10 protein-coding genes are annotated in these 9,967 nt (G+C 72.4%); 3 read left to right on the forward strand and 7 right to left on the reverse strand.

Annotation, left to right across the window (positions count from 1 at the left end; genetic code table 11):
• Positions 1–25: 25 nt before the first annotated feature.
• Genes AB0K36_RS10375 through AB0K36_RS10395 form a run of 5 tightly spaced genes read right to left on the reverse strand, consistent with a single transcriptional unit; the run spans position 26 to position 5,270 of the window.
• On the reverse strand, positions 26–925 hold the full coding sequence (locus tag AB0K36_RS10375; protein ID WP_364591061.1) for an STM4011 family radical SAM protein: 900 nt from the start codon (positions 923–925) through the stop codon (positions 26–28).
• Positions 926–933: 8 nt separating this feature from the next.
• Complete coding sequence (locus tag AB0K36_RS10380; RefSeq protein WP_364591064.1) at positions 934–2,313, reverse strand: STM4012 family radical SAM protein; 1,380 nt, start codon at positions 2,311–2,313, stop codon at positions 934–936.
• Positions 2,310–3,116 carry an STM4013/SEN3800 family hydrolase gene (locus AB0K36_RS10385; protein ID WP_364591109.1) on the reverse strand — a complete coding sequence of 269 codons (807 nt, stop codon included), beginning with the start codon at positions 3,114–3,116 and terminating at the stop codon, positions 2,310–2,312. Before AB0K36_RS10385 ends, AB0K36_RS10380 begins: the two co-directional genes overlap by 4 nt.
• Before the next feature lie 52 nt (positions 3,117–3,168).
• A complete protein-coding gene (locus AB0K36_RS10390; protein ID WP_364591067.1) occupies positions 3,169–4,314 on the reverse strand; it encodes an STM4014 family protein in 1,146 nt (381 codons plus the stop codon).
• A complete protein-coding gene (locus tag AB0K36_RS10395; RefSeq protein WP_364591070.1) occupies positions 4,311–5,270 on the reverse strand; it encodes an STM4015 family protein in 960 nt (319 codons plus the stop codon). Before AB0K36_RS10395 ends, AB0K36_RS10390 begins: the two co-directional genes overlap by 4 nt.
• A 186-nt stretch (positions 5,271–5,456) precedes the next feature.
• On the opposite strand from AB0K36_RS10395, the gene AB0K36_RS10400 reads away from it, so the two are divergent.
• Both AB0K36_RS10400 and AB0K36_RS10405 read left to right on the forward strand, forming a co-directional pair.
• Positions 5,457–5,783 (forward strand): DUF8820 family protein, encoded by a 327-nt coding sequence (locus tag AB0K36_RS10400; RefSeq protein WP_005308854.1) that lies wholly within the window; start codon positions 5,457–5,459, stop codon positions 5,781–5,783.
• 64 nt (positions 5,784–5,847) lie between these two features.
• Entirely contained in the window at positions 5,848–6,873 is a 1,026-nt protein-coding gene (locus AB0K36_RS10405) for a DUF6745 domain-containing protein (protein ID WP_364591073.1), read from the forward strand.
• A gap of 142 nt (positions 6,874–7,015) precedes the next feature.
• On the opposite strand, the gene AB0K36_RS10410 is transcribed toward AB0K36_RS10405, so the two are convergent.
• Positions 7,016–7,636 carry a TetR/AcrR family transcriptional regulator gene (locus tag AB0K36_RS10410; RefSeq protein WP_189465010.1) on the reverse strand — a complete coding sequence of 207 codons (621 nt, stop codon included), beginning with the start codon at positions 7,634–7,636 and terminating at the stop codon, positions 7,016–7,018.
• Positions 7,637–7,750: 114 nt separating this feature from the next.
• Positions 7,751–8,347 (reverse strand): carboxymuconolactone decarboxylase family protein, encoded by a 597-nt coding sequence (locus tag AB0K36_RS10415; RefSeq protein WP_364591076.1) that lies wholly within the window; start codon positions 8,345–8,347, stop codon positions 7,751–7,753.
• Positions 8,348–8,594: 247 nt separating this feature from the next.
• Here AB0K36_RS10415 and AB0K36_RS10420 point away from each other — a divergent pair, with 247 nt between their 5' ends.
• The gene (locus AB0K36_RS10420; protein WP_364591079.1) at positions 8,595–9,824 is read left to right on the forward strand and encodes an MBL fold metallo-hydrolase; all 1,230 of its coding nucleotides are present in this window, start codon (positions 8,595–8,597) and stop codon (positions 9,822–9,824) included.
• The last annotated feature ends 143 nt before the right edge of the window (positions 9,825–9,967 follow it).

Below are 9,967 nucleotides of genomic sequence, written 5' to 3' on the forward strand. Positions count from 1 at the left end.
GGGCGACGACATGGGCCCCGACCGGTCACCTGAACGGCCGGACCGGTCCTGGCCGAGGAGGGGCGGACGGGGACGCCGGGGGAGTCGGCGACGGGATCCGTTCGAGGACTCCGCCGGCGAAGACGTCGTACAGCGGCAGCGTCTCCAGGTGGACGTACCCGATGTGGCAGTCGCACACGGCGAGGGGGCAGGCCCGGGGGCGCAGTGCGCGGCGGTACGAGCCGTCGTAGAGATTGCCGAGCTCCGCGCGGACGAAGTGGCAGCGGCGCACGGTCCCCTCGCCGTCCACCGAGACGACGCTCTCGCCCGTGCGGCACGGCAGGCCCGCGGAACGGTGCGGGTGGCGGCTGTAGGGGAAGAGCGGATCCAGCTCCGTCCAGGCCTGTGCCTCCGCGTCGGAGAGCTCGTGTCCCTCGGGCGCGTTCACCCACAGATAGACATGGCCGGGCAGGTCGGCGCGGAGCCTGCGCGCCTCCTCGAGATGGCCGGGGAAGCCGACGATGCCCACGCTGAAACGGATCTCCCGCCGTATCAGATCCCGACATTTGCTGATGAACCGGTCATAAGGCGTCTGGCCGGGATGGTACGTGCACCACAGGGCGAGGGTCTCCGGAGACGCCTCCGCCAGCCAGTCGGTCCGGCAGCTCAGATTCGTCTGGATCGCGACCCGGCGGATGTGCGGCACGTGCGACAACTCCGTCAGCGTCCGCCGGTACCAGGAGCGGACCAGGCCCTCTCCCCACGGCGTGAACAGGACCGACAGCCGGTCTCCGGTCTGCGCGGCGGCCCACCCCGCGAAGCGCTCCAGCGCGGCACGGTCCGCGCGCAGCTGCTCCCGGCTGTCGCGGCGCTTCGCGAACGGACAGTAGGGGCAGTCGTAGTCGCAGGACGACAACGGGCCCCGGTACAGCACGGTCAGATCCATGGACCCGCTCACTTCAGCTCGTACGAGGCCATGGCCGCCCGGACCGCGGGCGAGAACAGCTCGGGGCCCAGGGCGTCCGAATGAGCGAGCCCTTCCGGCGACAGCCTCAGCCGCCCGGGCGCGGCGGCCGTGTCGAGCCAGCCGCGGGCGGCGAACCGCTCCAGCTCCGCGGAGAAATGGCCGGCGGGAACCACGCCGAACCGCTCGCGGTAGCCGGCCACGTCCATCCCCTCGGCCTGGAGCAGCGACTGGAGCAGGTGCCGGCGGCGTGCCTCGTCCTCGTCGACCCGCCGGCCCACCTCCGCCCGGGAGAAGTCCTCCGTCGTCGTGAAGTCGTCGATGATGCGGCGTATCTGGCCCATGTCGACGGCGTAGTCGAAGGAGTAGTGGAGGGCCGAGGTGTAGGAGCGGGCGCCACAGCCCAGACCGATCATGCCGTCCGTCTGGCAGGCGTGGTCGTCGGAGGCCGAGGGGGGCGCGCCCCTGCGGCGGAACATCCGCATGGACACCTGCTCGTACCCGCGGGCGAGGAGATGGTCGCGGCCCGCGCGGTACAGACGCAGCCGCTGCTCGTCCCAGGCGGCGTCGCCCGCCGCGCCCAGCCGGCCCAGACCGGTCAGCGGGCGCACGTAGAGCGGGTAGAGATACAGCTCCTCCGGCTCCCAGCCGAGGGCGGCGTCGAGCGACGAGAGCCACGTTCGTTCGGTCTGACCGTCGATGCCGTAGATGAGGTCGATGTTGAGGACGGGGATCCCCGCCTCCCGTATCCGTCCGAGGGCGGCCTCCACATCGGCACGGCGCTGCGGTCGCACCGCGGCCCTCGCCTCCGCGTCGACGAAACTCTGCACGCCGATGCTGACCCTGGTCGTGCCGCGTTCGGCGAGCACGGCCAGCCGGTCCGCGGTCGCCGTGGCGGGCGACGTCTCCACCGACAACGGCACCGCGGTCAGGTCGGCGCCCATCCGCTTCTCCGCGATGTCGCAGAGCCGCTCCAGTTCCGCGGCCGTCAGGAACGTCGGCGTGCCGCCGCCGAACGCGGCCGCCGCGAACCGCACCGGGGTGCCGTCCCCGAGGGCCTCGCGCACGGCGACCGCCTGGCGGTCGAGTGCGTCGAGGTAGCGCCCGGTCAGCTCGTCAGGGGCGCCGATCCTGGTGAACAGGTTGCAGAAACCGCACCGGACCTCGCAGAACGGAATGTGCAGATACAGCGAGAGAGCGTCCTTGGGCTCCCGTGCCCACAGTGCGCGCAGCGCCGGCCGGTCCTCGAGGGGCCGGTAGGCCGTCTTGTGCGGATAGGCGTAGACGTAGCTCTGGTACGGGCGCGGAGAGCCGGGGCCGGAGAGGGCTGTCGCCGGGGCTGTCACGGGGCGCGACGCGGGGGTGCTCATGCGGAGGCCTCAAGGAAGAAGTGGGCGTAGGGGACGGTCCAGACGGCCTCGTGGCCGAGGCGGTGGCCGGTGAAACCACCGTCGCCGTACGCCGTGCCGTGGTCGGAGCAGACGATCGCGAAACACCTGCGGCGGCTGCTCGCGGCGGCGAACAGCCGCCCGATGTGACGGTCGACGTACTCGAGCGCCGCGGCGTGCGTCTCCCGGGAGTCACCGTCGTCCCGGGTCGCTCCCGGCAGGTGGAACCAGTTGGGCTGGTGCAGGGAGGGCACGTTGACGAACAGGAACAGCCTGCGCTCGCGCGGCAGGGAGGCCACGACCTGCTCCGCCCGTTCCACCTGCGCCTCGAAGGACGTCGGTGAGGCGACGGAGAACGAGGGCTCCCAGTGGCTCTCCTGGAACATCCCCGGCAGCACGGACCCGAGCGGGCCCTGCTTGTTGAAGAATCCGACTCCGCCGACGCATACGGTGCGGTAGCCGGCCCCGGCCAGGGCGGAGACGAGGTCGGGGGTGTCGAAGACGAACGTGCGTCCCGCGGTGGTCTCACTGCCGGCGAAACGGGCGGCGAACAGCCTCGGATGGGGCCCCTGTTCGGCCGGCGTGGGCAGGAACCCGGCGAACATCGCCTGGTGGGAGGCGTACGTGAAGCTGCCGGGCGCGTGCCGCTTCTCCCAGACGCCGCCCGGGAGATGACGGGCCAGGTTCGGGAGCCGGCCGGCGGCAGCCAGTTCGGCGGCGACGTCGAAACGCAGGGTGTCGAGCGTGACGAGCAGCAGGTCGTCCCGCCCCACGACCTCGTTCATGTCGGGGGTTCCGGACGGGGCTGCGGCGTCCCGGCCGCGTCCGGCGGTGATGTCAGGGTGTTGCACTTCGGTGGTTCCTCGTCCCGCGTAGTACGGCGGCGACCTGCGCCGCATAAGTGTCCTGGCCTTCCGCGCCGCTGCCGGGGAGTCCGGTGAGCCCCGGGAGCAGATCCCCGAAGGCGTTGACCTCCCCGACGGCGAAACGCCGCCATCCCGTCGCCGGCAGCAGATCGACGCCGACGCGGGAGACGCCGGGGAAGCAGGCGGCGGCCCGTTCACAGACCGCCAGGACCTTGGCCCAACTGCCGCCCGCCGCCTCCGTCGCGGCACGGGCCCCGGCGAGATCACCGCGCAGGCCGCCCAGATGGAGATTCGTCATGGGGGAGCGGCTGGTCCGCACCACCGCATGGGTGGCGCGGCCGGCCACCACCACGACCCGCAGATCGGCGACCCGGCCGTGCTGCGAGGCCTTCGGCAACCAGCGCTCGATGTGCAGGCCGTCCGGTGCGAGCGCGTCGACCAGCGAGGCGACCTCGCGTTCGGAGCCGTAACGTCGCACCCGCAGGGAGTTGAACAGGCGTCCCTCCGCGTCCCGTTCGACCGACGTGGTGGCCTGCACGCGTCCCCCGCCCGCCGTCTCGAGGGCCATCACCCCGGACGCGGACGAGCCGTGCGCCGGTTTGACGAACACCCGCCGCATGCCGGTCGCCGCCATCAGCGAGCGCACGTCGTCCCAGCCGCGCACGGGGGGCGCGGCGGCTCCCGAGGTCGGTGACCGGGGCACCGCTACGCCCGCCGTGAGCAGCTCCCCATGGCACAGCCGCTTGTCGAACAGCACGGCGAGCTCCGCCGGATCGTCGAGCAGCCGTGCCCCGCCCGCCTCGGCCCGGACCGCGATGTCCCGTACGGCGGCGGTGAACCGCTCGTACCACAGCTTCGAACCCTCCACACGGGTCGGGTCGTCGACGCCGCGCAGCGCCCGCTCCACCTCGGCGTCCTCGCCAGGGGAGTCGATCCGCACCAGCTCGCCCGGACGGAACTCCGCCCGGCCGCGCAGGACGTCGAGCCAGGGCACCACCCGCGCGGCGGGCGCTCCGGCACCGCACAGCGCGTCCTGGAAGAGGGCGACACGGCGATTGGCCGGATTGCCGACGACCGCGAGCGGAGGACCGGACGGACGGCGGGCGGAGCCGGTCACTCGGCGACGGCCGTGTAGCGGTCTTCCCTGTCGCCGGAACCGTTGCCCTCCGACCCGGAGACGTCGAGCTCCACCCCGGCGGGCACGAGGGAGTCGGACAGGCGCTGCACCATCGCCTCGCTCATGAAGTGGTGATGCAGATCGAGCTTTTTGAGGTGCGTCAGCGGCTGGCCGTTCAACAGCGCCTCCGCGCCGTCGTCGCCGAGGGTGCCCATCGACAGGTCCAGCATCTCCAGGCGGGCCACGACCGGAGCGCCGGCGAACGCCACCGCGATCTCGTCCTGTATCTCGCTGTTACGGAGCGCCAGATACCGCAGCCTCGGCAGCCTGGTCCCCGACAGGAACGGCTCCAGGTCCGACACGTCCGCGTTCGCGCCGTACCACGACGTGCCGAGCCAGAGGTCGAGATTCTCCAGCGCCGGCAGGTCGCTCGCCGCGATACCGCGGACCACGGCCACGTCCAGACCGCCGCTCTCCACGACCAGGGTCTCCAGCCGCTCGTGCTTCACCGCCGGGAACACCAGATCCTGGCCGCCGCGCACACCGAAGTGCTCGAGCTGCGGGAAGCCGTCGAGGAGCCGGGTCACCTCGCCCTGGTTGATCCAGGAGATCTCGCACTCCTCGAACGTGATGTCGCCGACGAACAGCCCGCGCAGCCGCGGCAGTTTCTCCTTCGCGCCGAGCAGCGCCGAGATGACCTCTCCGGGACCGGAGTCGTACGCGTCGCTCCACGAGCCGACGATCAGCGCGCGCACCCGGGTGGTGTCCACCGTCGCGGCGAAGCGGGCGAACGCCTCCTCCCACTCCTCCTCGCTCTCGTAGGAGTCGACGGAGATCCGCCAGGCGACACCGTCCGGCGCCGGCAGCGCGGTCCCGGACGTGGACTGTGCCTCGGAGTCGGGGAAGTCGAACGCGGGCAGGCCGTACCACTCCTGCAGATGGTTCGAGATGGTCATGACGGGCTCCAGACACCGGTGCGGCTTGATCGGCTGACGTGTGAGCAGTTCTACCAAGGGCCACTGACAACTCCGCCCGCGGGGCGGCCGGGCCCGCGATGGCGGCCCCGCCGCCGTTGTCAGACCCTCCCCTTAACGTCGGGAACAGGTCGGACGCAGTGGGCGGCCGGCGGGAAGGGGAGAGCCATGTACCGGCAGGGGGACGTCCTGATCGTGTCCGTCGCGGAGCACGCCGTGCCACCGCACGTGACCGACGCGCCGGGCGAGCCACGGGACGCACGCGGCCGGATGGTGCTCGCACTCGGCGAGGTCACGGGCCATGCCCACGCGGTGACGGGGCCCGGCCGACTGGTGCGTGAGCCGGGGCCGTTCGGCCCGATGCTCCTTCACCTTCCGGAAGGGGGCCGGGTGGTGCACGAGGAGCACGCGGCGATACCGCTGCCGAAGGGGTGGTACCGGGTCGTGCGCCAGCGGGAGTACCTGCCGGGAGCGGTGCGGATCGTCGCAGACTGAGCCGCGGCGGGCGGCAGGCGGCGGGGCACGACGGACAGAACGACAACAGGGGACGGGACTTCACATGCAGTATGCGGACAAGTGGCGGGCGATCGCGGCGGCGACAGGACCGGCGGACCGGTCCGCCGCGGAGGAGGGCGTGCGGCTCGCCTACCGTGCGGCGGGGCTCACCGCGCCCGACCGGATCGTCTGGGCGGACTCGCCCCTCTCGGGCGTGAACGCCGTCCAGAAGCTTCAGGCCCCGGGGCGCTCCGTCCGCGACGAGGTGCGTACCCGCCCCTGGGCGGACGAACGGCGCCGCGTCCACGACGAGTTGGGACCCGGGGGCTGGACCTCGCTGTGGAGCGGCACGGGAGCGCTCCTGTGGGACAGCACCCGCGCCCTGGCCGAGCGCATACGCACCGGCGTCGTGGAAGCGCTGCTCGAGAAGGCGCCGGAGGGCGCCGCCGACCGTGCCGCGGAGGAGACGAGGATCCGGGGCGTCCTGCTCGACGCGGTCCTCGGACAGCACGACGCCGCGTGGCTCGCCGCCTTCGACGGCCGCAGCGACCGACTGACCGGCCTGGCACGGGTCGCGGAGCACGCCGGCTGGTGGTGGCCTTTCGAGAACGCCGTCGTCATCTGCGAACGGCCGGCCCGGCTGCACCGCGACGAGGCCGGCCGGCTCGACAACGGCGAAGGCCCCGCGCTCGTGTTCCCGGACGGATTCGCCCTCTACGCATGGCGCGGCATGCCCGTGCCCGCCGAGTTCCTCCGCGAGCTCACGGCCCTGACCCCGGAACGGATACGCGACGAGGAGAACGCGGAACTGCGCCGCGTGATGCTCGAGTACTACGGCTACGACCGGTATCTCGCGGAGTCCGGCGCCGAGCCCGTGCACCGCGACGAGACCGGCATCCTGTGGCGGATCGCGCTCGCGGACGACGAGGACGTGGTGATGGTCGAGGTGGTCAACTCCACGCCGGAGCCCGACGGCTCGCACCGGACGTACTGGCTGCGTGTGCCGCCCACGACGCGCACGGCGAAGGAGGGCGTCGCCTGGACGTTCGGGCTGGACGCCGCCGTCTACGAACCGGTGCGGCAGACCTGAGGCGCGCCGCCGTCGTCACTGTCACCGTTGCCGTACCGAGCCGCCGTCGTCACCGTCCCGAGCCGCCGTCTCGCCGTCCGATTCGCCGTCGTCACCGTCGCCGTCCCGGTCCGCCGTCACCGCCCCGGGCGCGGCCGGTGACTCAGCGCGCCGTGGCCGTCAGCTCGGCGTGGTCGATGCCCAGCTCCCGGGCGAGGGCCTCGTCGGTCCACTGGAGCATGGCCGCCCGGGACAGCGAACCCGCGTACGACGTCATCTGGACGGCCAGTCCGTCGAGGAACGCCGTCAGCCGCCAGGCCGCCGCCGCGGGATCCTCGCAGGGGAACTCGCCGGCGGCCGCCCCCTCGGCTATGACCTCCGTCAGTGCGGACTTCCACTGCTGGTCCAGCGCACGGGACACGTCCCGCAGGGCAGGCTCCCGCAGCGAGACCGCCCAGGCGTCGATCCACAGCCGCCAGCCCTTGGCCTGCCCGGTCGGGGCGTACCAGCGCACCGCCGAGCGAAGCCGGCGCAGCGCGGTGGTACGCCGCCCGAGAAGCCTGCGGAGATGGGCCAGATCCGCGTCGGCGGCGTAGGTGAAGGCGGCCGCCACCAGCTTCTCCTTGGTGGAGAAGTGGTAGAGCACCAGGGCGCTGCTCACCCCCAGCGCGTCGGCGACGTCGGCGATCCGTACGGCCGCCACGCCCCGCACCTCAATCTGCTCGACGGCGGCGCCGAGGATCTCCTCGCGCCTCTCCGCCACGCTCAACCGAACTCTGGCCACGGCGTCACAGTACACAGCTGATCTTGGATGAAGTCCAGCCCTGTACAGGAGCTGCCTCAGGCGGCCTCTGCGACCGGCCGGCCCCCGTGCGCCGGCCGGTGCCGCCGCCATCCGTCAGCGTGCGGGGACCTCCCCGGCGGCGGCCCCCGCGGCGGCCTGTTCCCGCGCCGGGATCTCGCAGTGGTCCTTGAAGCCCTGGCTGGTCAGGCCGAGCGCGGTGTTCATCCTGGACCGCAGGTTCTCCACCGCCACCATCGCCGTGAGCTCCACGAACGCCGCCTCGCCCAGCGCGGCGACCAGCCGCCCGGCGAGATCGTCGTCGATCTCCGGCGGGTTGGCCGTCATGGCCTCCGCGAACTCCATGACGTCCCGTTCCAGCGGGGTGTACGCGTCGCTCTCCCGCCACATGGGCACATCGCGCACCTTGCGGGCGTCCATCCCGCGCTGCCTGTTCTCCCAGTGCCCGAAGTCCATGCACCAGCTGCAGCCGATCGAGGCGGCGGAGGCCATCACCGCGAGCGCCTTGAGATCCGCGTCGAGCTTGTTCCACCTGCCCACCGCCATCTCGAAGCGCAGATCCGCCCGGAGCACCCTGGGGTTGTGCCCCAGCGCGCGGACCGGGTCGAGGATCTTGCCGTAGGCGCGCTTCGAGTACCACTGGGCAGCGCGCAGGAAGAGTGAGCGGCGCGGGTCGAGGGAAATACGGGCCATGACGTGCTCCTCATGGGGGAAGCCGTGTGCTGTCACCACTACGACGGAGCGCACGCCCGGAAACGTGACACGGACCGGCACCGGATCCGGCCACACGGGCACCGTTCAGGAACACCGGCACCGTGGCGGGCGTTGGCTGGTCATGACGGAGTGGCTGGTGGCCGACCGGGTCAGGGCGGCCTCACAGACCGCTCCTTTCCGTCTTGAAATGCACATAATGGAATGACCCCGAGCATCAGGAGGTGCCGTGTCCGGCGCTGGTTCCCCCCACTCGCTGAGGTCCCGGCTGCGCTCACTGAGGCCTGCCGCCTTCGGGGCCGACCCGGCCGGCGAGCGCCTGGCGCGCATCCACAGCTCGCCCAACTTCGCCGACGGCGTCTTCCAGAACCCCGAAGGGACGCGCACGAGGCCGTCCAGCGGTTCCATGGTGGAGTTCGCCAGGACGTACTTCGCCAAGGAGGCGAGGACCCGCCGCGTCCCGGCCCGCCCGGTGCCGCTGCACACCACCACCGCCACCGACCTCACCAGGCCCGCCGCCTCAGGGCTCCGGCTCACCTGGATGGGGCATTCCAGCGTCCTCGCCGAGATCGACGGCCGCCGGGTGCTCTTCGACCCGGTCTGGGGAGAGAGGTGCTCCCCCTTCACCTTCGCCGGACCCAAGCGCCTGCACCCGGTGCCCGCGCCGCTCGCCGCCCTCGGCAGTGTCGACGTCGTCGTGATCTCCCACGACCACTACGACCACCTCGACCTGCCCACGGTCCGCGCCCTGGCCTCGACCGACACCCTCTTCGCCGTGCCGCTCGGCGTCGGCGCCCACCTCGAACGCTGGGGCGTGTCCCCGGACCGCCTGCGCGAGCTCGACTGGAACGAGACCACGGAGATCGGCGGCATCCGGCTGACCGCGACCCCGGCACGCCACTTCTGCGGCCGCGGACTGCGCAACCAGCAGCACACCCTGTGGGCCTCCTGGGCCGTCGCCGGCCCCGAACACCGGATCTACCACAGCGGCGACACCGGGTACTTCAACGGCTTCCAGGACATCGGCGCCGAGCACGGGCCGTTCGACGCGACGATGATCCAGATCGGCGCGTACTCCGAGTACTGGCCCGACATCCACATGACCCCGGCCGAAGGTATGCGCGCCCATCTCGACCTGCAGGGCGGCACACCGTCCGGTGTGATGCTGCCGATCCACTGGGGCACGTTCAACCTGGCGCCGCACCCGTGGGCGGAGCCCGGCGAGGGCACGGTCGCGGCCGCGGCCGAGGCGGGAGCGCGTATCGCGCTGCCGCGGCCCGGGGAACCGTTCGAACCCACGGCCGAGACCGTGCCCACCGTGCCGTGGTGGCGCGGAGTGTCCACCGTGCCGGCGGAAGGCTGGTCGGCGCTCACGGCGACCGCGGAGGCGACGGCGGCGAAGCCGGCGCGTGACGCGGCGCCGGAGTCGGGCTCACCGGAGACGGCGCCGACGGCTTGACGGGCGCGGGGCCGGCGTAGCGCCTGCGGCGGCTGTTCCCCTACCCGCCCCTTCCCGCTGTACCGATGTGCGGCTCCGCCGCGTGGCGGGCTCCGCCCGGACCCGCCACCGCGCTGCGCGCGGTGTTCCGGGGGCTCTGCCCC

The organism is Streptomyces kurssanovii, assembly GCF_040677245.1.
Classification (GTDB): Bacteria; Actinomycetota; Actinomycetes; order Streptomycetales; family Streptomycetaceae; genus Streptomyces; species Streptomyces kurssanovii.

What these genes read in the sequence shown, in the direction of transcription:
- AB0K36_RS10375 (WP_364591061.1), bottom strand. Translation starts at nt 925, where the DNA reads ATGGATCTGACCGTGCTGTACCGGGGCCCGTTGTCGTCCTGCGACTAC.
- AB0K36_RS10380 (WP_364591064.1), bottom strand. Translation starts at nt 2,313, where the DNA reads ATGAGCACCCCCGCGTCGCGCCCCGTGACAGCCCCGGCGACAGCCCTC.
- AB0K36_RS10385 (WP_364591109.1), bottom strand. Translation starts at nt 3,116, where the DNA reads ATGAACGAGGTCGTGGGGCGGGACGACCTGCTGCTCGTCACGCTCGAC.
- AB0K36_RS10395 (WP_364591070.1), bottom strand. Translation starts at nt 5,270, where the DNA reads ATGACCATCTCGAACCATCTGCAGGAGTGGTACGGCCTGCCCGCGTTC.
- AB0K36_RS10400 (WP_005308854.1), top strand. Translation starts at nt 5,457, where the DNA reads ATGTACCGGCAGGGGGACGTCCTGATCGTGTCCGTCGCGGAGCACGCC.
- AB0K36_RS10405 (WP_364591073.1), top strand. Translation starts at nt 5,848, where the DNA reads ATGCAGTATGCGGACAAGTGGCGGGCGATCGCGGCGGCGACAGGACCG.
- AB0K36_RS10415 (WP_364591076.1), bottom strand. Translation starts at nt 8,347, where the DNA reads ATGGCCCGTATTTCCCTCGACCCGCGCCGCTCACTCTTCCTGCGCGCT.